The organism is Ureibacillus sp. FSL W7-1570, from assembly GCF_038593265.1.
In the GTDB taxonomy this organism is placed as follows: Bacteria; Bacillota; Bacilli; order Bacillales_A; family Planococcaceae; genus Ureibacillus; species Ureibacillus suwonensis.
In genome coordinates this window covers 1,599,799-1,623,254 of record NZ_CP151979.1, presented here as the reverse complement: position 1 = coordinate 1,623,254, position 23,456 = coordinate 1,599,799, and the positions used below count along the sequence as shown (strand labels likewise).

Genomic DNA, 23,456 nt, shown 5'->3' with positions numbered 1-23,456 from the left:
GAAGTGTCTAGTTTTGCCACTACATATCGTATTATATCAACCAGAAATTCCAGCAAATACCGGAAACATTGCACGCACTTGTGCCGCAACGAACACAACGTTGCATTTAATTCGGCCGCTTGGTTTTTCGACGGATGATAAAATGTTGAAACGGGCAGGGTTGGATTATTGGAAGCATGTGAATATCGTGTATCACGATTCCTTGGAAGATTTTCTTGAATATATGAAAGATGGAGAACTTTATTTGATTGAAACTTATAGCGATCGCCCTTATTCCGATTTTGATTTCAGCGACAAAGAGAAGGATATTTATTTCATGTTCGGAAAAGAAACGACCGGATTGCCAAAAGATTTTGCATATGAACACATCGACCGGGTGCTTCGAATTCCGCAAACGGATAAAGTGCGTTCCCTTAATTTATCGAATTCCGCGGCTATTATTATTTATGAAGCGCTGCGTCAACAAAATTTCCCGGGAATGGAATGAAAAATGGCGAAATGGGAGAACTGATGATTTTCCCATTTTGCTTTTTCTATGATGGGGTGTTTATTTTGCGGGGGTGTTGACTTGAGCGTATGTAGTGTCAGCTTGCCTGGAGTGGTAACTTGTACGGATGGGGTGTGATCTTGCTCGGATAGAGTGGGACTTGTGCGGATGGGGTGTTGACTTGCTCGGATAGAGTGGTGACTTGTACGGATAGAGTGGTGACTTGTGCGGATGGGGTGTGATCTTGCTCGGATAGAGAGTCAACTTGCTCGGATAAGGAGTTAGCTTGCTCGGATAGAGTGGTCACTTGCTCGGATAAGGAGTTAGCTTGCTCGGATAGAGTGGTCACTTGCTCGGATAAGGAGTTAGCTTGCTCGGATAGAGTGGTCACTTGCTCGGATAAGGTGTGCCCTTGCTCAGATAAGGCTTCAACTTGCGCGTATATGCATCAAATAGTGGATATGGTGACTCCTTTAGTGCTCATAGGATATCATTTGGAGCGGAAGCAACTCCCTTTAGTGCATATAGAGCAATAATTGGAGCGGATGGTGCCACTTTTAGTGCGTATAGAGCAACAATTGGAGCGGAAGCAACTCCCTTTAGTACATATAGAGCAATAATTGGAGCGGATGGTGCCACTTTTAGTGCGTATAGAGCAATAATTGGAGCGGATGGTGCCACTTTTAGTGCGTATAGAGCAACAATTGGAGCGGATACCTCCTCCTTTAGTGCATATAGAGCAACAATTGGAGCGGAAGCAACTCCCTTTCGTGCATTTAGAGCAACAATAGGAGCGGATGGTGCCACTATTAGTGCGTATAGAGCAACAATAGGAGCGGATACCTCCTCCTTTAGTGCATATAGAGCAACAATTGGAGCGGAAGCAACTCCCTTTCGTGCATTTAGAGCAACAATAGGAGCGGATGGTGCCACTATTAGTGCGTATAGAGCAACAATAGGAGCGGATACCTCCTCCTTTAGTGCATATAGAGCAACAATTGGAGCGGAAGCAACTCCCTTTCGTGCATTTAGAGCAACAATTGGAGCGGATGGTGCCCCCTTTGGTGCGTATAGAGCAACAATTGGAGCGGATACCTCCTCCTTTAGTGCATATAGAGCAACAATTGGAGCGGATGGTGCCACTTTTAGTGCGTATAGAGCAATAATTGGAGCGGATACAGCTCCCTTTAGTGCATATAGAGCAACATTAGGAGCGAATACAACACCCTTTAGTGCGAATAGAACAACATTAGGAGCAGATGCCCTCTCCTTTAGTGCATATAGAGCAATAATTGGAGCGGAAGCAACTCCCTTTCGTGCATTTAGAGCAACATTAGAAGCGGATGCCCCCAACTTTCGTGCGTATAGTGCAACCATTACCTTCTTTGCACATCCCACCTTAATTAAAGTGAATCCCCTGCAAATATCTCTCCAAAAAACTCCATCCTTCATGAAAAAAAGAGGCTGGGACAAAACTAGCTTCAAGATAGGAAAAAGGAGAATTTGAGCCAACTCAAATTCTCCTTTTTCCATTTCTCTCCATTATTTTTGGTCAGTTGATTTTTGTTGGCCGTGTATTTCCGTAAATTCACGGCCATTAAGGCAATCCCCATTTCATTTTCTACCTTCGATTTTCCTCGGACGGAAAATCGAGTGAAACGCAAATTAGCCTTCAAGAATCCAAAAACTGGTTCTACGTCAATTTTACGTTGACGGAAAATAGAACCTGCTTTTTCTTCTGAAAGCTTCGTTCTTACATATTCTTTTTGTTGTTCCCATTTTTCATTCACCATGACTTTTCGATGGTTGCCTTCCTTTGCTTTTGTACATGATGAACGGAATGGGCATCCTGAACAGTTTTCACATTCGTAAATTTTGAATTCTCGTTTGAAACCGGTCTTATCTGTACGTACAGAATGATATCTGAATGTTACACGTTGCTGATTCGGACACGTGTAGGTATCACTTTCTTCGTCATACGTCCAATTGTCTGGATGAAATGGATTTTGTTTATATTTCTTCTTTTGTTCCTTCTCATACATGGTATATGGAATGAGTGCCTCACATTTTCGATTCGAAAGGATGTCTTCATAGTTTGGTTCACTACCATAACCAGCATCTGCGACAATGTACTTTGGCAACGGAAAATAATCCTTTTCTATCTCATTCAAGAACGGAATTAATGTACGTGTATCAGTAGGATTTGGAAAGATGCTATAAGCTAGTGCGTATTGACCTTCTGTTGCGATTTGTACGTTGTATCCAGCTTTCAATTGACCGTTTTTCATATAGTCGTCTTTCATTCGCATGAACGTCGCATCCGGGTCGGTTTTGGAATAACTATTTCGTTCCCCCAAGATGTCCAAGGCTTTTTGATACTTTTGTTTGCGTAGAATGAAGTCTATTAATTGTTTGTACGCTTGTTTTGGATATTTTCGTTCGCTTCTTAATGCTTTTCGTTCTGTGGCATCGGGCGATGATTCGATTTTTTGGTCATATTCCTTAATGACTTCATCGACTTGTTGCACCATTTGAGCGAGTTCTTCTACGGACAATTCCCCATCACTTTCCCGCTCCATTTCAGGGATGATTTCTTTTTCTAATAGTTCGTTGTATAACTGATTGGACTTTTCAATTAAGTTTTGGTTGTATTTTTCAATGGATTTCTTCCATACGAAAGTAAATTTATTGGCATTCGCTTCAATCTTCGTACCATCGATAAAAATGGCTTCTTGATCGATTAACTTTTCTTCCACCAGTTGGCAACGGAATTGGACAAAACATTGACGAATTAATTCTTTTACTTCCGGATGCACACGAAAACGATTGATCGTCCGATAACTTGGTTCATATCCTTGTGCCAACCACATCATTCGTATACTGTCCTTTAATAGCGCTTCAATTTTTCGACCTGAAAAGACAGACTGCGAATAGGCACACAAAATAATTTTTAGCATCATGCGTGGATGATAAGCAGGACAACCTGTATTTCGAAGAAACGGCTGGAAGGCTTCATCTGGAATACTTTCAACTAAATGGTGAATGTGGAAGGCAATATCATTTTCTTGTAATTTTATTTCTAAATCTAGAGGCAAAACTAATTGATTCATGTTATAATATTTGAACATAAGGACCCTTCTTTCTGTTAGGTTTTGTGTGCTAACTTAATTTTAACAGAAGAGGTCCTTATTTTTTATTGAAAAAATGAAAAACAGCCCATGAAATTTCATTCCAAAATTTCATGGGCTGTTTCCATTTTAGAGGGGGTTTTGTCCCAACCTCCCCATAAACATAATATCCATTTATTCCCCATCCAATGTAAAAACAATTCGAATGCCGGAAGGATCAACAGTGGAAAATGCCTGGCTTCCACCAAATTTCGGAGCCTCTTCAAATATCTCCACTACATGCCCCAGCTCTTTCAAATTCTTTTTCACTAACTCTGCTTTTTCCTCATTATCCATCACCAATGTATAGGACTTCAATCCAACACTGTTTTCCGGAGCAGGGGAGCCTCCCAAGCTTTCCCAAGTATTCAAACCGATATGATGATGATATTTTCCGGTTGAGATGAAAAGTGCCCGGCTTCCGTATCTTGTCACCACTTCAAACCCTAAAGCCTTCGTATAAAATGCTTCCGTTTTCCGCAAATCAGCGACGGATAAATGAATATGTCCCATCACCGTTCCTTCAGGCAATCCATTCCAAGTGCCATCTGCTATTGCTAGAAGAGAACGGAAATTCACCGGTTCCGTCGTCATATAAACCGTATTCCCATTCCAAATCCATTCCTCTTCCGGCCGGTCCGCATACACTTCAATGCCGTTTCCATCCGGATCGTACAAATAAATCGCTTCACTTACATGGTGGTCGCCTGCACCAATCGGAACATTCAGTTCGGAAATATGCTGGATGAAATTCCCTAAATCTTTCCGGGTAGGAAGCAGAATCGCAAAGTGGTAAAGGCCGGTTTGCCCCCTTTGCAAAGGCAATGCATCCTTCACTTCTTCGATGGATAAAATGCTCGTTTTTCCATCCGTTGTAAAGGCGGCCGTATGATCCGTCTGCTCCAAAACTTGAAATCCGATGACATTTTTATAATACTCCACGGAACGCTCCAAATTGGACACTTTTATTTGAACATGAGAAACATACGTGTTCGGTTTTTTATGAAAATGTGTTGTCATTTCCTATCTCCTTCAGTTAATTATTTTCACAAACTTACTTTATGTAACTAAGTTTATTTTGATAAGCTGAAAATGTCAAGAAAATAAAAAGGCAATCCCGATTAATCAGGATTGCCTTTTTATGATAGCTCTAATAAGTAAGAGATTATTCTTCTTTATAATCTCCTTCACGGCCTGCTGTTAAAATCGCTGTGATAAATGATAGACATACAATAAGAATTAAAACAGTACCCATGGAAGTATACCTCCTAAGTAATTGATATCTCTAATTTAGTATAGCTGAATTAAATTAAGTTTACTATATCATTTTTTTTAACGTTTTGTTCACAATATCTAGTATCAACATAAGGAGGGATCATTGTGGAAAATCGGAATGAAATGCCTGAAAGCGGACATATGACAAATAATATGGAAGACTGCATCTGGTTGGGAAAACAGATGGATCGATTGAGGGACGGGGAGCAGCTGGAGGAGGATAATCGCATTCCGGATCCGATCCAATCGGATGTGGTCGACCATCCAAATAAAGATGAAAGATTGAAAAGGAGAAACTGAAAAAATTCAGAGGATGTCCACAAAGCATCGACTTTATGAACATCCTCTTCAATCCTTTACGCTTGCACTTTATAATCTTTTAATTCTTCGCGCAGTTTCGCTTTCAGGAATTTGCCGACTGAAGTTTTCGGAATTTCTTTTAAGAAGACCACATCATCCGGAATCCACCATTTTGCAAATTGGCCGCGCAAGTAATCAAGCAGTTCTTCTTTGGTCGCCTGTTTTCCTTCTTTTAAAACGACACATGCCAGTGGACGTTCCTGCCATTTTTCATGAGGAATGGCGATCACCGCCGCTTCCAACACCGCTTCATGGGTCATGAGGGCATTTTCCAAATCGACGGAAGATATCCATTCGCCGCCGCTCTTGATCAAATCTTTCGTACGGTCCGTAATTTTGATATAGCCTTCCGGTGTCACAACCGCGATGTCTCCTGTATAGAGCCAACCGTCGCGGAACGCTTCTTTTGTTCGTTCATCTTTGTAATATTCATGGGCAATCCAAGGACCACGAATGCGAAGTTCTCCCATCGTTTTTCCATCCCAAGGAACAACACCTTCATCATTGACAACTTCCGTATCAAGCAACGGAACAGTGAGCCCTTGCGTTGCGCGTATATCCAATTTTTGCTCCCTTGTCCAATCTTCCATTGCGGAAGTATAGTGGGAAAGGGATACAATCGGTGATGTTTCCGTCATACCGTAGCCGACGATGAACGGAACATTATATTTGTCTTCAAAGGCTTGAATGAGCCCTTTTGGTGAAGCGGAACCGCCGGAAACTATGCCTCTTAAAGAAGAAAGATCCCGAGGGTTTTTCTCCTGCTCCTGGAGAACGCCGAGCCAAATCGTTGGCACCCCTGCAGTCAATGTCACTTTTTCCTGTTCGATTAAATCAAGCAGTAAACTTGGGGTAAAATGTGGACCAGGCAAAACTTGTGTTGTACCGTAATTCACTGCGGCAAATGGCATTCCCCATGCATTCACATGGAACATTGGCACAACCGGCATGATGACATCTTTTTCACATATGCCCATGCTGTCCGCCAACCCGAGAATCAAACTATGAAGCACCAACCCGCGGTGCGTATACACAACCCCTTTTGGCATTCCGGTCGTTGCACTTGTATAACAAATGCCTGCCGGGGAATTTTCGTCTAAATTTTCAGGAAATTCAAATTCGTCCGCTTCCTCGATCAATTGCTCATACGAGTGCACATTAGGGAAAGAGGATTCAGGAACCGTTTTATCATCCTGCATGACGACAATATGTTTCACTGTCTTCAAATACGGAATGGCTTTCTCAAATAATGGGAACAGGTCCCCATCAACCAATAAAATTTCATCTTCGGCATGATTGATTACATAAATGATATGTTCCGGTGAAAGGCGGATGTTGATCATATGCAAGACGGCGCCAGCGCAAGGTACTGCAAAGTATGCTTCCAAATGACGGTGATGGTTCCATGCGAAAGAACCTACTTTCGTACCAGGTTTCATGCCCAGCTTTGTAAGAGCGCTTGCAAGTTTCCTCGTGCGTTTGACATATTCTTTGTAAGGAATACGGTGAATTGTGTCCGGGGCTGTACGGGAAATGATCAATTTCTCCGGATAGTAGCGCTCAGCCCGTTTTAAAAAGCTTGTCAATAATAAAGGTGTGTCCATCATATAAACATACTCCCCCTTTGTTTGATCCCTCTCAATTTATATATTTTGAGAAAGAAGATTTTATAACTTAAATTTACTACTTATTACAGAATATTTTAACTTAAAAGAGAAAATATTGCTATTTTTTTACGACATTTTCTATGATAAAAGATTCATATACTAATTCTAATAATTTCGATTGAAACGATATGATTTATTTCTTGAAAATTTTCAGTTTATAATAGTGTTAATGAATGTTGAAGGAGTGATTTTATGGCAATACCGACAAAAACATTGGCCAATGGGGTTGAGATGCCTTATTTGGGGTTGGGCGTTTATAAAATGGAAGACCGGGAAGAAGCGTTGAATGCGATTTCTAAAGCGTTGGAGCTGGGGTATCGGGCGATTGATACTGCCGCACTCTACAACAATGAAAGGGAAGTGGGGGAAGCCATCCGTGAAAGTGGCATTCCGCGGGAGGAAATTTTCGTGACAACGAAAGTATGGAATAGCGACCAAGGTTATGATGAAACCCTCCGCGCCTTTGAAACATCTTTGAAAAAATTGGGGTTGGATTATGTGGATCTTTATTTGACCCACTGGCCGGTGGAGGACAAATTTGTGGATACTTTCCGTGCCATCGAGCGGCTGTATGAGGAAAAGTTGATCCGCGTGCCAGGGGTATCCAACCACCATCAGCATCATTTGGAAAAACTCTTTGCATACGCGAATGTGAAGCCGATGGTGAATCAAGTGGAATGCCATCCATATTTGCAGCAGGATGAATTGAGAGCGTTTTGCGCAGAGCACAATATTGCGGTCACAGCATGGGCGCCGATTGGCAAAGGCCGCATTTTAAATGATGAAACGTTGGTGAAACTGGCGAATAAACACGGAAAAACTCCTGCACAAATTGTGTTGCGCTGGCACTATCAAAACGATACAATCACCATTCCAAAATCCGTAACGCCAAGCCGCATTGCGGAAAACATGCAAATATTCGATTTTGAACTATCGGATGAAGAGATGGCGGAAATTAAAGCGATGAATAAAAATGAACGTTTCGGCCAAAATCCGGACAATTTCCATTTTGATTTTTAAGCAAATTTTCGGCATTCTTGAAAGCGGAAGTACATCACGATCATTTGGTGATGTACTTTTTATTTAAAGGTACTGAAATGAACGGGATGGGATTCATGAAAGGGAAATTATTTAAGGGGATATTTTTTGGTTTTCTGATTGCCGGCTTATTGATTTGGATGGCCGTATCTACTTATCAGATTTAGAAGTATAGCTAATGATGAGGATTCTTCCCTTGATTTGGAGACGATAGAGGAACATTATTCCGTCATGCTGGATTTGAGCGATCCGGAAAGCAATATAGGAAAAGTTTTATATGATGATGGGGATCATCAAATTTATGTTTCTGGGGTTATTGTGGACAATCCCCTTCAAGAAAAAAAGGGATAAGAATCAAGCCTGACCCAAAAGGACAAATTGGTCAGGCCCTTTTTATGTTATTGCAGGGAAACAGCAGCGCCTTCCTGATCTTTTACAAGGATTTTTTTATTTAAAAACGTATGCTCAAATTCCAATTGAATGGCGTGAAGCTTGTAATTGCCCGTTTTCGATTTCCGGGCTCCATATAAAGTGTCCCCCACAATCGGGTGGCCGATATGCGCCATGTGCACCCGGATTTGATGGGTGCGTCCCGTCTCCAACTGCAAATGAACAATCGTTGAATGTGCTTTTCTCTCGACTACCTTAAAGTGGGTTACTGCATGTTGCCCGGATTTGGAAACGATTCGGCGGGTCGGATGATGCCGGTCTCTTCCGATGGGGGCATTGATGGTGCCGCTTTTTTCTTTGATTACCCCTTGAACTTCCGCTTCATAAGTCCGGATGATGGATTTTTCCTCAATCATGCGGTCAAAAACGGATTTGGCAATCGGGTGTTTGGCCACAATTAAAAGCCCTTCCGTCCCCTGATCGAGCCGGTGGACATGCTCTCCATACACCAAGCCTTTCCCGTTCAAATAAGCCATGACATGATTCATGCAAGTATCTTTATCTTTTTCCTCATTCGGATGGGTGCTCATCCCTTTAGGTTTGGAAACAATCAAAATATGTTCGTCTTCGTACCGGATATTTACATTGCATTCCTTGGCCGGCGGATAATCCGATTGAGGAACATCCAATGAAAAATGGAGAATGGTCCCTTTGGCTAAAGGTTCGTTCCATTTCACCGATTCTCCGCCCGCATTTTTCACCGCTTTCGCCATCCTTAGTTCATGAACCAGTTTTTTGCCCAGCCGCCATTTTTCCCTCAACAGCGATTCTACCGTCAAACCATCTTGCGGAATTTCATATTGAAACTGCATTTCATTTCCTCCATAGAAAAATCGTGTCCGTTATGAACACGATTTCCAAATTCTTTATTTTAATACCACTTCTTTAAAGAATTGGCGAATGTTTTCATCAGGGTGTGCCCCCACCATACGGTTCACTTCTTTTCCATCTTTAAAGAAAATCAATGTCGGTGTTGCTTCCACATGATACTCGTCCCAACCTTCTTCATACTCCAAAATGTTTAGTTGGTCGATATGAACACCCATTTCCTCTGCAATCGGCATGAGCCGCGGCGTCATTTCTTTGCAGTGCGGACATTCAGGACTGAACAAGTAGGCAACAACCGGTTCACCTGATGCAATTTTTTCTCTTAAATCATCCGGTAAGATAATATTTTGATAATTTTCATCGTCCAATAAATCAATGGTGGATTGTCTCAAATTGTCCGTTCCGTATGGATTGTTTTCCAGCTTGCTTTTGTTTGATAAATTTGTCAAGACAATGATAATTCCGAATAAAATGACAACAACGGCAGCAATAATTCCTAGTTTTTTCAACTATTGATCCTCCTTCATCACTTTCAACATATAAAAGCTGGTGATCGCAATTAAAATAAAGGCAACCAACGCCAAAAATGGGATGGTGATAAAGCCGAGCCAGTTAATATATTCCCCTGTACATGGAACTCTTCCGCATGCTGGTGCGCTTTCAGCCAAAAAGTCCAATTTTTGGATTCCATAATGGTAAAGGGAAATCGCTCCGCCAATACAAGAAAATACGGCTGTTGTCACAGCAATGCGCGCATTTTTTTGGATATATGCCACAAGGGTAATGAGCACAATCGGATACATGAGGATCCGTTGATACCAGCAAAGTTCACATGGTTCATAACCGCGAACTTCCGAAAAATATAAAGAACCCAGTGTTGCTACCAATGATACTAACCATAAAAATAGCAAACTATTCTCCAATTTTTTTTTCATTTCAACTCTCCTACTAGATTATTTTCCATGCAGTTTAGATTATAAATTGTTTTGACTTCGAAGTAAAATGAAATCATTTCGAATTCAAGAAAAATGAATCTCATTCAAAAGTCTGAGGGTGCAACAAATGCGAGAGAAGTAAGGGAGTGATATGATTACATTACAAAGTATTTGTCGAGGTGTGCCATGGCAGTGAATGACCATTCCAATATCACATTGTTAAAAGAGATTGCAGAATTGCTGAATGAGGAAACGGAATTAATCCCGATGCTGAGGGGTGCGCTGAGAAAGCTTTTGAACGGGACAAATTTCAGCACCGGCTGGATTTTCTTCATTGATGAAAAAGGGAAGATTGATCTTGTTGTTCATGAAAATTTGCCGGAGGGTTTGCGCCACAATAACTGCCAATATTTGAAAAAGGGCGGTTGCTGGTGCGTATCCCGATTCCGGCGTGACCAATTGAAAAAAGCGTCAAATATCATTGAATGCCAACGAATTGAAAATGCGATTGAAGCGAAGGTGGGGGATACGGCGGGAATCACCCATCACGCAACAGTGCCATTGCAATCAGGGAATGAACGGTTCGGCATATTAAATGTGGCCACTCCTTACACCGTTGAATATACCGAAGAAGAGTTGGAACTGCTGGAATCGGTGGCATTCCAAATCGGATCTGCCATCAAACGCATCTACTTGACGAAACAAGAGCAGGAAATGGCTTTGGTCCGGGAGCGGAATCGTTTGGCCCGCGATTTGCACGATTCTGTCAACCAGCTGTTGTTTTCCGTCACATTGACGGCCCGTGCAGGAGTGGAGATGACGGAGGATGAAGATATAAAAGAAACATTTAAAGAAATCCAGAATTTGACCCAATCCGCCTTGACGGAAATGCGGGCGCTCATTTGGCAATTGAGGCCACAAGGTTTGGAAAGCGGTTTGATTGATGCCATCAAAGCTTACGCGGAAATGTTAAAAATAAAGTTGACCATCAATGTTTCGGGCGTGATTCAATTTCCTTCGAGGGTGGAAGAAACGCTTTTCCGCATTGCCCAGGAAGCTTTGAATAATATCCGGAAACATGCAGGAGTGCAGGAAGCGACCATTTATCTGACGGTGACCAAAACGGACATCTTGCTGGTGATCAAAGATGAAGGCAGAGGTTTTAAAATCGATCAGGATGCCAAAATCCCTTCGATGGGTCTCCAATCGATACGGGATCGGGCCACTGCGCTTGGCGGAACGGCTGAATGGGTATCAGAAATCGGCAAAGGAACGGAATTGTTTGTCCGGTTGCCTTATTGAGGAGGGAAGTAGATGATACGTGTATTAATTGCGGATGACCATCATGTGGTCCGCAGGGGATTGCAGTTTTTCTTAAAAACCCAAAAAGATATTGAAGTCGTGGGGGAAGCGAAAAACGGGGTGGAAGCGGTTCAGCTCGTGGAACAATTGAAACCGGATATCGTTTTGATGGATTTGGTCATGCCGGAGATGGACGGAATCGAAGCGACGAAAAAAATCAAAGCCAGATGGCCGGAAGTGCAAATATTGATGTTGACAAGCTTCTCCGATAAAGATCACGTCGTTCCGGCCATTGAAGCGGGAGCGGCGGGATATCAATTGAAGGATATTGAACCGGATGATTTGGTCAATTCCATCCGGCAAGTGATGCGCGGGGAAAGCATCATGCATCCGGTGGCGACGACGCAGCTGGAGGAAACGTTGAAGGAAGAAGAAAATTTGCCGCACATCAAAAATCCGTTGACACCAAGGGAGAAAGATGTGCTGGCTGAACTGACGAAAGGCAAAAGCAACAGGGAAATCGCTTCTTCATTGTTCGTTACGGAAAAAACGGTGAAAACCCACATTTCAAATATATTTGCGAAGTTGGAAGTGCAAGACCGTACACAAGCAGCCCTCTATGCAGTCAAACACGGTTTGACGGAAGGAAGCGGAGAAGGGAAGTAGTTGATGAAATGGGCAAAACCAGGAACCGAATCGTTCTTGGTTTTGCTCTTTTTGAAAAGGAAACCTTATCCGTAAGCTGTACTGTATCAAAGGAGGAGGTATCCGCACCAATTGTTGAGGTAAATGCATCAAATAAGAAGGTAACTCATAAAAATTAACATGCCACAAATAAAAAAATGCCCAAAAACCGATCACCATCGACTTTTGGACAACGCAAGCCTATCCTTAATCTTTCCCTGAATATTCTTCATGAGGTTCAATATGTACGAGAGCGGTGCAATTGATGTCAAACCTTTTGACCGTTGACTCAATCTTTTCTGTAATCCGGTGGCTTTCCCAGACATTCAAGTAAGGATTTACGGTCACAGTCACTTCAATGAATGTAACATTGCCATGTTTTCTCCCTTTGATATCCACCAATTCGATAACCCCATCAACGTTTTTGATCAATGCGGACAATGTTTCAATTTCTTCCGTATCAAAAGCGTCCGTCAGTGTTTGCACCGCTTCCCAAAAGATTTCGACGGCAGTTTTAATAATGATGATTCCAATGAATAACGCGGTGATGCTATCGATGATTGGAAAGCCGATAATGGCCGCAACAATCCCGATGGCTGTTCCAACGCTTACCAATGCGTCGGAACGGTTATCAAAAGCGGCCGCTTTCAACGCGGAACTGTTAATTTTTTTGGAAAGGGCCAGGTTATACCGGTATACGATATACATGACAAGCGCACAGCCTAAAGCGACATAGATCGTCAAAGTGGAAGGGGTTTCACGGACAGGGTCAAATATGTTCATGACTGAATTATAGATAACCTCTAATCCGACTCCCATCATAATGAATGAAGCGACCAATGAAGCAACCGTTTCCGCACGCAGATGGCCATATTGATGATTTTCATCGGGGGGACGCTGGGAAATTCTGAGACCAATCAGGACGGCGATGGATGAGATGATATCGGTTGAGTTGTTGAGTCCATCGGCTCTTAATGCTTCCGAAGCTCCCAAATAGCCGATGATGAGTTTTATTGCGCTTAGAAAGATGTATGTTCCAATGGAAAGCCAGGCGCCTTTTTCCCCTGCCCGTAAATTTGTATAAAGCTCCACTTTTTTTCCTCCCTGCAAAAGTTCCGAACATGACAAAACGACTTTCTTTTGCAAGAAAGTCGTTTTGATATCATCACGTTATTCGGCAATTGAATATAAATCTGTTTGTTGTTCTTCTGGCAATTTGATGACCTCAATGTATAAAATATGGTGACCATCCAATTCTTTGATTTTGAATTCGTAGCCATCATAAACAAAGCTGTCACCTTCAACGGCATCGTAGCGTTGAGTCCAGAACCAACCACCGATTGTATCAATATCTTCATCATCAATATGAATATTTAACATTTCATTGACGTCTTCAATTAGCATTTTTGCATCTATAATGTAATGGCCATCGCTGATTACTTGTACTTCAGGAATTTCATCTTCGTCGAATTCGTCTTGGATATCTCCGACGATTTCTTCGATGATGTCTTCGATGGTTACCAATCCGGAAGTACCTCCGTATTCATCCATTAAAATCGCCATGTGTATACGATCATGTTGCATTTTCAATAACAGGTCGCTGATTGGGACCGTTTCAATTACCCGAATGATTGGCTGCATATAATCCATAATGGGTTTGTCTGCATTTTTTGGATCTTTGATATATGCAGTTAATAGATGTTTCAAGTTCACTAATCCAAGCACGTGGTCTTTGTCGCCATCAATGACCGGATAGCGGGTGTATTGTTCCACTTCCATTACTTCGAATACTTCTTTTAAAGTTACGTCCTTTTCGATCGCTGTTATTTCTGTTCGCGGCACCATAATTTCTTTGGCTGTGCGGTCTGAGAATTCGAAAATACTGTTCATATATTCAAATTCCGAATATTTGATTTCACCGCTTTTGAAGCTGTCAGCCATGATCATACGAAGCTCTTCTTCCGTATGGGCCGAGTCGCTTTCATTGAAAGATTTCACGCCGAATAATCTTGCCAAACCACGGGCAGACATATTTAACAAGTGAATGAATGGGTACATCACTTTATAAAATGTATACAGCGCTCCTGAAAAATTAAGTGTCACCCATTCGGCCTTTGTAATCGCTAACGTTTTTGGCGCCAACTCACCGGCAACCACATGGAGATACGTTACGATACTGAAGGCGATAATGAATGATACAAACTCGGTTATAGGTCCTGATACGCCAATCCATTGGAATAATGGATGCAATAACATTTGTACGGTAGGTTCCCCTAACCAACCTAAACCTAATGAAGTAATGGTAATCCCTAATTGACATGCCGACAAATATTCATCGAGGTTGTCGAGCAACTTTTTCGCCTTGATGGCTTTTTTGTCGCCTTCTTCAACCAATTGATCGATACGTGTTGCCCGAACTTTGACAATCGCAAATTCGGTGGCAACGAAAAATCCTGAAAGTAAAATTAATAAGACAAAAATTGCTAACTTTATGGTCAGCCCTACTATGTCTCCGTCCAAATACTTTCCTCTTTCAACGCCCGAATGAGGGGTGAAACGAGGAGTACACCTCCTACAAAAAAATTGATTTCAATAAAATAATAATAGCGTATTTTTGTTGAAAATACAAATTATCGTCTCTGAAATTTTCAGAAGATTGTGAGCGATACTATTTATTATATTATGCGATTTTCTGCGTAATTTTAAATCCTCTGATGAAAGAATAATTTATCCTTATTATGGACCGATGTTTGAAAGGGCCTGAATGAAACAATATTGAATAATGATCGTATTAAACAGTATGGGCTAATATTTTTGTCCAAAAGTGGCATCTGCTATAATGAGAAATCATAGTTTGAAGAAAAGAGGATTTTAATGGAAGCAGTATTAGTCATACTATTCATGGCAATTGTCGGCGCAATCATCGGGAGTGCGACAAATTTTCTGGCAATCAAAATGATTTTTAGACCTTATAAACCAATGTATATCGGAAAATGGAAGTTGCCCTTCACGCCCGGCTTGATTCCGAAACGCAGGGGGGAACTTGCAAGGCAAATCGGAATCACGGTCAACGATTATTTATTGACGCCGGATGTCATCAAAAACAAATTGTTCTCTCCGGAAATCCGGTTTGCGATTTTGCAGTTTGCCCAAACCAAAGCGGAAGAAGCGATTTTTTTAAACAACAAAACATTGAAGGACTGGCTGGAACTGGCCGGATTCAAAGATGTGCCTGAAAAAGTCGAAGGGCGAGTGGATGAATTTATTGAAAAACAATTTGTTGCATTAAAACAAACCTTGTCCACAAAACCGATCGAAGAAATCGTGCCGGAAGACATCATGAAAACGGTGGATAAAAAAGTTCCGGAATTGGTGGATACTTTGCTGCTTAAAGGGGAAGATTATATTTTATCTTCCAGCGGAGAAATTACCATTAAAAATTTATTGAATGATTTTCTCGCATCCAAAGGAACGCTCGGCGGCATTTTCCAAATGTTTCTCAGCGATTCATCTTCCATTGTGGCAAAGATCCAGCATGAGCTTGTACGCATTCTCCGTTCATCGGAAACAAAACATTCAATTGTGAATATCATGAATGATGAATGGGAAAAAGTTAAAAAACGTCCTATCATGAATTACTTAAATGAGATACAATTAGAACCAATACTAATGAATATCCAATCCTACGCCAAAAAAGAATTGGCCATTGACGAGCGGTTGAATAAAACGATTCATTACTACTTCCCAAATGGACACGAATGGGTCAAGTATGAGATAATGCCTAAAGTTGTCGATAAAGCATTGGAAATCGCCGAATCCCACCTTGAAGATGTGCTGAAGCGATTAGATATAAAAGAAGTTGTCCGCGAACAGGTGGATTCTTTCCCAATCGAAAAATTGGAAGAGATTGTAGTGGGCATTGCAAGCCGCGAGTTGATGATGATCACCTTTTTAGGCGGATTTTTGGGTGGGTTGATTGGTATCGTGCAAGGCTTGATTGTACAATTGTTAAATTAAAATGAATAGGAATGATAAAATGAGCAATTTTTTGGAAACAATCCAACAGGTAGAAGCTTCCATCAGTCAAACGGAAGAATTTCAACAATTAAAAGGGGCGGTTGAAGTCGTTCGTAATGACGATGAAGCAAGAACAATTTTCACACAGTTCCGTGATGCCCAATTAAAATTGCAACAAATGCAAATGCAAGGGGAAGAATTGCAAGAGGAAGAATTATTCTATTTGCAAAAAGTGTTCCAACTTGCGGAAGCAAATCCTAAAATTACAGCGTTATTTGAAGCTGAAATGGCATTAAGCCGCCTGATTGATGAATTGAATCGTTCTTTAATCAAACCGATCCAATCCATTTACGAAGGGCTATAAGAAAGAACAGAATGGACCGCACGGAAAGGTGTGGTCTTTTTTATTGCCATAAAAAAACAGAAGTGAATGGATGGTCAATCAGGACGTTCACTGATAAAATTAAGTTCATCTGAGAGACAACATTAAAGGAAGAGGTATGGATGAAAAAAATTTTGGTTCATGAACGTTTTAAGCAAGATTGGATTCAAGTATTGACGCATATCGCGAACCTATTTTTCGAAGATAGTAAACTCTATGAATCGATAGAGGATCCGGATCTATCCGTTCATTTTCAATATAAACAGGAAAATAATTGTTATTCCACGGCGTGCCAATTGGAAGTGGACGGAAAAACGTTTTACAGTACATATTCCAAGCAATATGACAATGATGGAAATGACCGGGAGCAAAACATCCGCATGAAGCGGGCGTTGTCCCATGTATTGTTGGACGTTTTGGAGCAATATACGGGAATCGCGCAACAGTGGGGGATTCTAACCGGCGTTCGTCCAACGAAACTTTATCATAAATTGAGAAAACAAGGCCTTGCCCGTGATGACATTAATGAAGTGCTCAAAAAGGATTTCCGCGTATCCGACGAAAAAATTACTTTATTAAATTCCATAGTGGAGCGGCAACTCACAACCATTCCGGATTTGGATGAAATCGGGAAAGAAGTATCTGTTTACATCGGCGTTCCTTTCTGCCCGACAAAATGCGCCTATTGCACCTTCCCTGCCTATGCCATCGCACCGAACCGGAAGACGGGAAGGGTGGCTTCTTTCCTTGATGCATTGCACATCGAGATGCGGGAAATTGGAAAATGGCTGAAGGAACATGATATGAAAGTGACATCGATCTATTGGGGTGGCGGCACGCCGACATCCATTGAAGCGGAGGAGATGGATGCCCTTTACCAAACGATGTATGAATCCTTTCCGAATCCGGAAAACATCCGGGAAATTACGGTGGAAGCGGGCCGTCCTGATACGATTACACCGGAGAAATTGGCCGTATTGAAAAAGTGGGGAATTGACCGCATTTCCGTCAATCCGCAAAGTTATACGGATGAAACGTTGAAAGCGATCGGCCGACGTCATTCGGTGCGGGAGACCATCGATAAATTTTGGCTCGCCCGCAATTCAGGCATGAACAATATCAATATGGATTTGATCATCGGGTTGCCAAATGAAGGGATAGAAGAATTCCGGCATTCCTTGAATGAAACGGAGAAGCTGATGCCGGAATCGTTGACGGTACATACTTTATCCTTTAAACGGGCTTCCGAAATGACAAAAAATAAGGATAAGTACAAAGTGGCGGACCGGGCGACGGTGGCACGGATGATGGAGATGGCCCAGGAGTGGACCCGCGCAAACGGCTACCATCCGTATTATTTGTACCGGCAGAAAAATATTTTAGGGAATTTGGAGAATGTCGGCTATTCAAAGCCTGGCGAGGAAAGCATCTACAATATCGTCATTATGGAAGAAGTGCAAACGATTGTGGGAATCGGATGCGGCGCCGCCTCCAAATTCGTTAATCCGGAAACCGGAGCAATTACCCAATACTACAATCCAAAGGAACCTTTCCAATATATTGCTTCTTTTGAAGGGGCTATCGAGAAAAAAATTGAGATGTTGGATCAGTTGTATGGGGTGGAATTGAAAAAATAACAGTTTGGCGATTAAGTTAATCCCTTTGGCGATAATGCAATGGGGAGTGGCGATTAACTGCCTGCTACTTGCGATTATCGCTATAATCAAGGGATGAAATTTCACGATTGGCGAATATGTTCACAATTTTGGCGATTAAAATTCCGAATCCGGCGATAATAGTCAACATTTTGGCGAATATCATTTTCACGACAATAAAATAAAATGGCTGGCAGAAATACGTTTAGCCAGCCATTTTTCTTTTTCAGTGCGGGAAAAGAATCTTAATGAGGAAATCACTCTATTTCCTTTACAACCGTTCCGGCAAAACGGTCCTGGGCAAGTCTCGAGCCGTCTTCCCCTTCGTAAGCTTCCCGGTCTTTCAAATAGGCGAAAGGTCCAAGCGTATCGCGATAAGCGCAGCGCTTTAGAATTTGTTTGCATGTCGGTGTTGAGCCGTCTTCACTTTCAAGCTTCAATCCCATCATTTTATAGCCGATCGTCTGGCCGCCGCATTTGAATTGGGCGTATTCCAATCCCCAAAATACGGCAGTCGGCGTCACCACATTATGTACAAATTCACTTTTCACCTTTTTCCGTAAAAAGTATTCAATGGTCAGGGAAAGGGCTGTGGAGATCCCCAAATCAATCGCGCAGGCTTTTAACCGTTTTTTTGTCAATTCTTTCATCATGCCACCTCATTTTTAGTTTCTGAAAATGTCCGCCATCTTCCAAAATGCCAAATAACGCCCACCAATTATCCGCGGGCGTTATTCACTTATGGATTAATTGTTGATAAACAATTCAAAGACGCTGCCATAGTCGTCATATGCATATTTTTTATTCATATTGGTCAACCAATCATTCGTAAATTCGGCGATCGCTTTGAAGGATTCTGCCGGAGAACCTTGCGCCATTCCGTGGGAAATGCTTTTTTGCGCATATTCCAAACTGTCTTGGGCAAATTTCATATATTTATCATTGTATTTCATGATGCGTTCCATTTCAACAAGCGCTTTGTACAAATCTTTGACCTTGTCCAATTCGTTTTTGCTGATATCGATGCTGAATGGTGTATTCCCGATTGTAAATTTGATCTCCACATCCAAATCGATGGTTCCTGCTGTTTCCAAAGAGACGTTGCTGATTGGGTTCCATTTGTATTCGTATCTTTTTAACGTGCGTTTTTTGCTGACAGCCGAATCGCCGTCCACATGAATCAACGCCAAATTCGTAAAGCAATATTCATCCGCTTTTGTTTTGATGAGAAAGTATATTTTTTCCCCGATTTCGTGCAACACATAATCATCTGAATCCGTTTTATCATAATCTTGCGGTTCGATCACTTTTCCGATATCGGATAACCCCAACGCGTCCGATGCGAATTTTTTTAACATGTAAATGGACTCCTTTCAAAAACAGTATTTGATATTAATACGAAAAGGGTTTCATAAAGTTTCATTTGATTTACTCACTGGATAGAATTGAAATATATGTTAGAATAGAAAATGTGACAAAAAACTAATAGGGGAAGTTGGAAATGGCAATTACTACAATCGTATTTGATTTAGATGACACGTTGCTTTGGGATAAAAAAAGCATCAAAACAGCTTTTGAAAAAACATGTGAATATGCCGCGACAAAATACGAACTCGATCTGGAACAATTGGAAGAAGCGGTTCGCGCAGAAGCAAGAAAGCTGTATGAATCCTATGAAATTTACGATTATACGGTATTGATTGGAATCAACCCTTTTGAAGGATTATGGGGGACATTTGACGATCCGACTGAATCTTTCCAAAAAATGAAAAACATTGTGCCGAACTATCGAAAAGATGCATGGACAAACGGTTTGAAGGCATTGGGCATCGATGATGAAGCCCTTGGTGCAGAGCTTGGAGAACGTTTTGTCGAAGAACGGAAGAAACATCCTTTTGTTTATGAGGATACTTATAAAGTGCTTGATGCGTTAAAAGGAAAATACCAATTGGTGCTTCTTACAAACGGTGCGCCAAGTTTGCAAAATCTGAAATTGACATTGACTCCGGAAATCCGCCCTTATTTTGACCATGTGATCATCTCCGGCGATTTCGGAAAAGGGAAACCGGATCCATCATTATTTGAATACATGATGAAAAAAGCGGGAATTACACCGGATGAAGGCATTATGGTTGGAGATAATTTGAATACGGACATTTTAGGTTCTTCCAGAGTAGGAATGAGAAATGTTTGGATCAACCGTGAAAATAAACCGAAAAATCCGGATATCGTGCCGACATACGAAGTGACTTCTTTGACGGAATTTTTGCAATTGCTCGAAAAAATCTCATAATGATTGAAAACAATGCGAGACGGAATTGGTCTCGCATTGTTTTATTCCAAATAATCGTATTTGCTTGCTTCTTCAATTTCACGTTTTGACATTGGGAAAGGAATTTCATCCTTCAGGGAAACATGGAAGGATTGAGGTTCATCGTTGTTGGCATATTCCTCGGGATCATCGTACAGTTCGTTGATATCTTCCGTATCCCCTTCCAAATCCGATGGGGTTTCCGAAGTTCCGTATTTCGCCACGATTTGGAAAGTATCCTCAAAATCTTGAATGTTCCCATCAGGCTCCCTTTCCGCAAAGGAATTGTCCACTGGCGGAATCAGCAAGTCTTCTTCCACAGGCCGATCTGCCGGCACTTCTTTCGCCTCGGCATGTTCAATGCAGAAGGATGTATATGGAATCGCTGCCAGACGGTCATATGGAATGGGTTCTTTGCACACTTCACAAACTCCATATGTACCATTTTCGATTTTTTCCAAAGCAGCATTGATTTTCGATAATTCATCTTCCTGGTGGATTTTTAAGGAAAGGTCCTTTTCTCTTTCGAATAATTCCGTTGCCAGGTCGGCAGGATGGTTGTCGACGGTGGATAATTCATCCACAGAATCCCGGATGCCGCCGTTATCAAAAGGTTTTTCGTCGGCGGACAAATTTTTCGTTAATGCCTCTTTTTCTTCAATCAGCTGCTTTTTTAATTTGGCGATTTGTTTTTCCGTTAAAATGTTCATCACATCCTTTCGTTCATCCATAGTATGAGCAGAAAAATGAAAATTAAAGGGCGGGGAAAGTTTTCTTTGGACAATGAAACCGGGATGGCGGATGAGAGCATCAAGTAGTCAAGTCAACGAAAAAAGCAGGCAAAGGAACATGTCCTTTGCCTGCTCATAAAATATCAGGGCTTATAGAGTGATTGCTTTTACTTCATCAATATTTTCTAATGTTGCAACATATGCCAAATCTTCTGATGTCACTTCATTATCGATGGCAAGAATCATGACAGCGGAACCGCCGACACGTTCGCGTCCCACTTGCATTGTTGCGATGTTGATGTCTTTTTCGGCAAGTTTAGTGGCAACGCGGCCGATTGCCCCTGGTTTGTCGATGTTTTTGATGTATAATAAGTGGCCTTCAGGAACAACGTCCACTACAAAGTTTTCCACTTTTACGATACGGGCGCCAAGGCCATTTAACAATGTACCAGCCACAGAATGTGTTTCGTTTGCTGTTTTTACTTCAACTGTAATTAAGTTTGTGAAACCTTTGGCTGTTGTTGTTTTATTTTCGTTAATTTTCACGCCGACGCGTTCAGTCAAATAACGGGCATTGACGTCGTTCACGTTTTCGCCGTGAGTTTTCTTCAAGTAGCCTTTCAATGTATTCGCTGTTAATGGGCGTACATCGAAATTGGCGATTTCCCCGGCATAGAACAAGTTGATTTCTTTTAATGGTTCAGAAGTTACTTGTGATAAGAATGAACCAAGTTTTTCAGCCAATTCAAAGAATGGTTCCACTTCAGCAAGCAATTCTTTTGGAATGGATGGCATGTTAACAGGGTTTGTCACAGTGCCAGTTTTGAAGTATTTGATAATGTCTTTTGATACGTCGATGGCAACAGATTCTTGCGCTTCTACTGTAGATGCACCCAAGTGTGGAGTTGCAATCACTTGAGGCAATGTGAGCAATTTATGGTCTGTTGCAGGTTCTTCAACGAATACGTCAAGTGCGGCACCTGCCACTTTTCCTTCCACGATGGCATCATATAAATCATCTTCGTTGATGATTCCACCGCGGGCACAGTTGATGATGCGCACACCTGGTTTCATTAATGCGAATTTTTCTTTATTAATCAGATTTTTTGTTTCAGGCAATAGTGGTGTGTGCACTGTAATGAAGTCGGCTTCTTTGCAAATTTCATCGACAGTCGCTTTTGTAACGCCAAGTTCTTTTGCGCGTTCTTCAGTCAAGAATGGGTCATAGGCCATGACATTCATTCTTTGTCCTTTTGCTCTGAACGCCACTTCTGTTCCGATACGGCCAAAACCGATAACACCCAAAGTTTTGTTTTTCAATTCAACCCCAACATAAGATTTGCGGTCCCATTTACCATTTTTTAATGATAAATACGCTTGAGGGATATGGCGAGCAAGAGATGTCATCATCGCAATCGTATGTTCAGCGGCAGAGTTTGTATTTCCGTCTGGCGCGTTGACAACGATGATTCCGCGTTCAGTGGCAGCTTGCAAGTCGATGTTGTCCACCCCTACCCCTGCGCGGCCGATCAATTTTAATTTATCTGCAGCTTCAATCACTTCACGAGTCACTTTTGTCGCACTGCGCACGATCAAGGCATCCACGCCTTTGATTTTTTGGATCAATTCTTCTTGGGAGTTGCCAGTGTCAATGATGATTTCCAAGTTCAAATCTTTTTCTTCGCGCAATGGGAAAATACCGTCTTCGCTTAATGGGTCTGCAATAAACACTTTAATGACATCTGTAGCTGTTGTTTCTTTTGTTACCATTTGAAAAACTCCTTTTTTAATAATTATTTTCGAATGATGGGTGTAAATACAACGTCAAAATATCGAAAAATTAGAGGCAATTGAGTTAATAGTTTTCGATAAAAATACTCCTTTCATTCCGAAGTATATTAAAAAAAGCCTTCCACCCCCTACAAAGTAAGGGGCGAAAAGCTGGTTATCAACTTCACGCGGTACCACCCTTTTTCATTGCCGAAAATTGCAAAGATTCCGACAATCTCAAGTGATGCGTAACGTGCATAATCCGGAGATGACTTACTGAATTTCAGCCATTCTATTCAGGAGTGGAACTACTGACGCCAGAAACGCTGATTTGCACCGACCATCAGCTCTCTGAGGATTCTGAACGCAAGAGCATGTCTCCGTCATAATATTTTGA

The 23,456-nt window shown here is 41.6% G+C and carries 23 protein-coding genes; 10 read left to right on the top strand and 13 right to left on the bottom strand.

What is annotated here, in order from left to right; translation table 11 throughout:
* Window positions 1-13 precede the first annotated feature (13 nt).
* Complete coding sequence (gene trmL, locus NST13_RS08060) at window positions 14-487, top strand: tRNA (uridine(34)/cytosine(34)/5-carboxymethylaminomethyluridine(34)-2'-O)-methyltransferase TrmL (protein WP_342581793.1); 474 nt, start codon at window positions 14-16, stop codon at window positions 485-487.
* A gap of 480 nt (window positions 488-967) precedes the next feature.
* Here trmL and NST13_RS08055 read toward each other — a convergent pair whose 3' ends face one another.
* From NST13_RS08055 to NST13_RS08045, 3 genes are all read right to left on the bottom strand, one after another.
* Window positions 968-1,864, bottom strand: coding sequence for a hypothetical protein (locus NST13_RS08055; RefSeq protein WP_342581792.1), 897 nt, complete (start codon window positions 1,862-1,864; stop codon window positions 968-970).
* A 104-nt stretch (window positions 1,865-1,968) separates the two neighbouring features.
* Window positions 1,969-3,615 (bottom strand): IS1182 family transposase, encoded by a 1,647-nt coding sequence (locus NST13_RS08050; protein WP_342580655.1) that lies wholly within the window; start codon window positions 3,613-3,615, stop codon window positions 1,969-1,971.
* Window positions 3,616-3,789: 174 nt separating this feature from the next.
* Window positions 3,790-4,674, bottom strand: coding sequence for a VOC family protein (locus tag NST13_RS08045; protein WP_342581791.1), 885 nt, complete (start codon window positions 4,672-4,674; stop codon window positions 3,790-3,792).
* A gap of 360 nt (window positions 4,675-5,034) precedes the next feature.
* Here NST13_RS08045 and NST13_RS08040 point away from each other — a divergent pair, with 360 nt between their 5' ends.
* On the top strand, window positions 5,035-5,229 hold the full coding sequence (locus NST13_RS08040) for a hypothetical protein (protein ID WP_342468643.1): 195 nt from the start codon (window positions 5,035-5,037) through the stop codon (window positions 5,227-5,229).
* Window positions 5,230-5,285: 56 nt separating this feature from the next.
* Here NST13_RS08040 and NST13_RS08035 read toward each other — a convergent pair whose 3' ends face one another.
* Window positions 5,286-6,896, bottom strand: a complete 1,611-nt coding sequence (locus tag NST13_RS08035) for a long-chain fatty acid--CoA ligase (protein ID WP_342468644.1) — start codon at window positions 6,894-6,896, stop codon at window positions 5,286-5,288.
* 252 nt (window positions 6,897-7,148) lie between these two features.
* Here NST13_RS08035 and NST13_RS08030 point away from each other — a divergent pair, with 252 nt between their 5' ends.
* Both NST13_RS08030 and NST13_RS08025 read left to right on the top strand, forming a co-directional pair.
* Window positions 7,149-7,976 carry an aldo/keto reductase gene (locus NST13_RS08030; protein ID WP_342468645.1) on the top strand — a complete coding sequence of 276 codons (828 nt, stop codon included), beginning with the start codon at window positions 7,149-7,151 and terminating at the stop codon, window positions 7,974-7,976.
* A gap of 219 nt (window positions 7,977-8,195) precedes the next feature.
* Window positions 8,196-8,345, top strand: a complete 150-nt coding sequence (locus NST13_RS08025) for a hypothetical protein (protein WP_342468646.1) — start codon at window positions 8,196-8,198, stop codon at window positions 8,343-8,345.
* A gap of 47 nt (window positions 8,346-8,392) precedes the next feature.
* Here NST13_RS08025 and NST13_RS08020 read toward each other — a convergent pair whose 3' ends face one another.
* From NST13_RS08020 to NST13_RS08010, 3 genes are read right to left on the bottom strand one after another with little or no spacing between them, the layout of a single operon-like run.
* On the bottom strand, window positions 8,393-9,256 hold the full coding sequence (locus NST13_RS08020; protein ID WP_342581790.1) for an RluA family pseudouridine synthase: 864 nt from the start codon (window positions 9,254-9,256) through the stop codon (window positions 8,393-8,395).
* A 54-nt stretch (window positions 9,257-9,310) separates the two neighbouring features.
* Window positions 9,311-9,781 carry a thioredoxin family protein gene (locus tag NST13_RS08015; protein WP_342468648.1) on the bottom strand — a complete coding sequence of 157 codons (471 nt, stop codon included), beginning with the start codon at window positions 9,779-9,781 and terminating at the stop codon, window positions 9,311-9,313.
* Window positions 9,782-10,207: a disulfide oxidoreductase gene (locus NST13_RS08010; protein ID WP_342468649.1), complete on the bottom strand. Its 426-nt coding sequence runs from the start codon at window positions 10,205-10,207 to the stop codon at window positions 9,782-9,784.
* Window positions 10,208-10,393: 186 nt separating this feature from the next.
* Here NST13_RS08010 and NST13_RS08005 point away from each other — a divergent pair, with 186 nt between their 5' ends.
* Both NST13_RS08005 and NST13_RS08000 read left to right on the top strand, forming a co-directional pair.
* Entirely contained in the window at window positions 10,394-11,509 is a 1,116-nt protein-coding gene (locus NST13_RS08005; RefSeq protein ID WP_342468650.1) for a GAF domain-containing sensor histidine kinase, read from the top strand.
* A gap of 12 nt (window positions 11,510-11,521) precedes the next feature.
* Window positions 11,522-12,175, top strand: coding sequence for a response regulator transcription factor (locus tag NST13_RS08000; RefSeq protein ID WP_342581789.1), 654 nt, complete (start codon window positions 11,522-11,524; stop codon window positions 12,173-12,175).
* 225 nt (window positions 12,176-12,400) lie between these two features.
* On the opposite strand, the gene NST13_RS07995 is transcribed toward NST13_RS08000, so the two are convergent.
* Complete coding sequence (locus tag NST13_RS07995; RefSeq protein ID WP_342581788.1) at window positions 12,401-13,285, bottom strand: cation diffusion facilitator family transporter; 885 nt, start codon at window positions 13,283-13,285, stop codon at window positions 12,401-12,403.
* A 78-nt stretch (window positions 13,286-13,363) separates the two neighbouring features.
* On the bottom strand, window positions 13,364-14,713 hold the full coding sequence (locus tag NST13_RS07990) for a hemolysin family protein (RefSeq protein ID WP_342468654.1): 1,350 nt from the start codon (window positions 14,711-14,713) through the stop codon (window positions 13,364-13,366).
* Window positions 14,714-15,067: 354 nt separating this feature from the next.
* On the opposite strand from NST13_RS07990, the gene NST13_RS07985 reads away from it, so the two are divergent.
* From NST13_RS07985 to NST13_RS07975, 3 genes are all read left to right on the top strand, one after another.
* A complete protein-coding gene (locus NST13_RS07985) occupies window positions 15,068-16,210 on the top strand; it encodes a DUF445 family protein (protein ID WP_342468655.1) in 1,143 nt (380 codons plus the stop codon).
* 19 nt (window positions 16,211-16,229) lie between these two features.
* A complete protein-coding gene (locus NST13_RS07980) occupies window positions 16,230-16,574 on the top strand; it encodes a YlbF family regulator (protein ID WP_342468656.1) in 345 nt (114 codons plus the stop codon).
* Between the two features lie 140 nt (window positions 16,575-16,714).
* The gene (locus NST13_RS07975) at window positions 16,715-18,229 is read left to right on the top strand and encodes a coproporphyrinogen III oxidase (protein WP_342581787.1); all 1,515 of its coding nucleotides are present in this window, start codon (window positions 16,715-16,717) and stop codon (window positions 18,227-18,229) included.
* A 275-nt stretch (window positions 18,230-18,504) separates the two neighbouring features.
* Here NST13_RS07975 and NST13_RS07970 read toward each other — a convergent pair whose 3' ends face one another.
* Both NST13_RS07970 and NST13_RS07965 read right to left on the bottom strand, forming a co-directional pair.
* A complete protein-coding gene (locus NST13_RS07970; RefSeq protein WP_342468658.1) occupies window positions 18,505-18,897 on the bottom strand; it encodes an RDD family protein in 393 nt (130 codons plus the stop codon).
* Window positions 18,898-18,993: 96 nt separating this feature from the next.
* Window positions 18,994-19,605: a PH domain-containing protein gene (locus tag NST13_RS07965; RefSeq protein WP_342581786.1), complete on the bottom strand. Its 612-nt coding sequence runs from the start codon at window positions 19,603-19,605 to the stop codon at window positions 18,994-18,996.
* Window positions 19,606-19,748: 143 nt separating this feature from the next.
* Between NST13_RS07965 and NST13_RS07960 the strand changes: the two genes are divergently transcribed.
* A complete protein-coding gene (locus tag NST13_RS07960) occupies window positions 19,749-20,540 on the top strand; it encodes an HAD family hydrolase (protein ID WP_342581785.1) in 792 nt (263 codons plus the stop codon).
* Between the two features lie 41 nt (window positions 20,541-20,581).
* Here NST13_RS07960 and NST13_RS07955 read toward each other — a convergent pair whose 3' ends face one another.
* Window positions 20,582-21,268, bottom strand: a complete 687-nt coding sequence (locus NST13_RS07955; protein WP_342581829.1) for a TraR/DksA C4-type zinc finger protein — start codon at window positions 21,266-21,268, stop codon at window positions 20,582-20,584.
* Between the two features lie 171 nt (window positions 21,269-21,439).
* The gene (serA, locus tag NST13_RS07950) at window positions 21,440-23,059 is read right to left on the bottom strand and encodes a phosphoglycerate dehydrogenase (protein WP_342581784.1); all 1,620 of its coding nucleotides are present in this window, start codon (window positions 23,057-23,059) and stop codon (window positions 21,440-21,442) included.
* Window positions 23,060-23,456: the final 397 nt, after the last annotated feature.

Coding starts and splice junctions, on each gene's coding strand:
- NST13_RS07975 (WP_342581787.1), top strand. CDS start 16,715: ATGAAAAAAATTTTGGTTCATGAACGTTTTAAGCAAGATTGGATTCAA.
- NST13_RS08010 (WP_342468649.1), bottom strand. CDS start 10,207: ATGAAAAAAAAATTGGAGAATAGTTTGCTATTTTTATGGTTAGTATCA.
- NST13_RS07980 (WP_342468656.1), top strand. CDS start 16,230: ATGAGCAATTTTTTGGAAACAATCCAACAGGTAGAAGCTTCCATCAGT.
- NST13_RS07955 (WP_342581829.1), bottom strand. CDS start 21,268: ATGAACATTTTAACGGAAAAACAAATCGCCAAATTAAAAAAGCAGCTG.
- NST13_RS08005 (WP_342468650.1), top strand. CDS start 10,394: ATGGCAGTGAATGACCATTCCAATATCACATTGTTAAAAGAGATTGCA.
- NST13_RS07970 (WP_342468658.1), bottom strand. CDS start 18,897: ATGAAAGAATTGACAAAAAAACGGTTAAAAGCCTGCGCGATTGATTTG.
- NST13_RS08035 (WP_342468644.1), bottom strand. CDS start 6,896: ATGATGGACACACCTTTATTATTGACAAGCTTTTTAAAACGGGCTGAG.
- NST13_RS07960 (WP_342581785.1), top strand. CDS start 19,749: ATGGCAATTACTACAATCGTATTTGATTTAGATGACACGTTGCTTTGG.
- NST13_RS07985 (WP_342468655.1), top strand. CDS start 15,068: ATGGAAGCAGTATTAGTCATACTATTCATGGCAATTGTCGGCGCAATC.
- NST13_RS08020 (WP_342581790.1), bottom strand. CDS start 9,256: ATGCAGTTTCAATATGAAATTCCGCAAGATGGTTTGACGGTAGAATCG.
- NST13_RS08055 (WP_342581792.1), bottom strand. CDS start 1,864: ATGGTTGCACTATACGCACGAAAGTTGGGGGCATCCGCTTCTAATGTT.
- NST13_RS08030 (WP_342468645.1), top strand. CDS start 7,149: ATGGCAATACCGACAAAAACATTGGCCAATGGGGTTGAGATGCCTTAT.
- NST13_RS07965 (WP_342581786.1), bottom strand. CDS start 19,605: ATGTTAAAAAAATTCGCATCGGACGCGTTGGGGTTATCCGATATCGGA.
- NST13_RS08045 (WP_342581791.1), bottom strand. CDS start 4,674: ATGACAACACATTTTCATAAAAAACCGAACACGTATGTTTCTCATGTT.
- NST13_RS08050 (WP_342580655.1), bottom strand. CDS start 3,615: ATGTTCAAATATTATAACATGAATCAATTAGTTTTGCCTCTAGATTTA.
- NST13_RS08000 (WP_342581789.1), top strand. CDS start 11,522: ATGATACGTGTATTAATTGCGGATGACCATCATGTGGTCCGCAGGGGA.
- serA (WP_342581784.1), bottom strand. CDS start 23,059: ATGGTAACAAAAGAAACAACAGCTACAGATGTCATTAAAGTGTTTATT.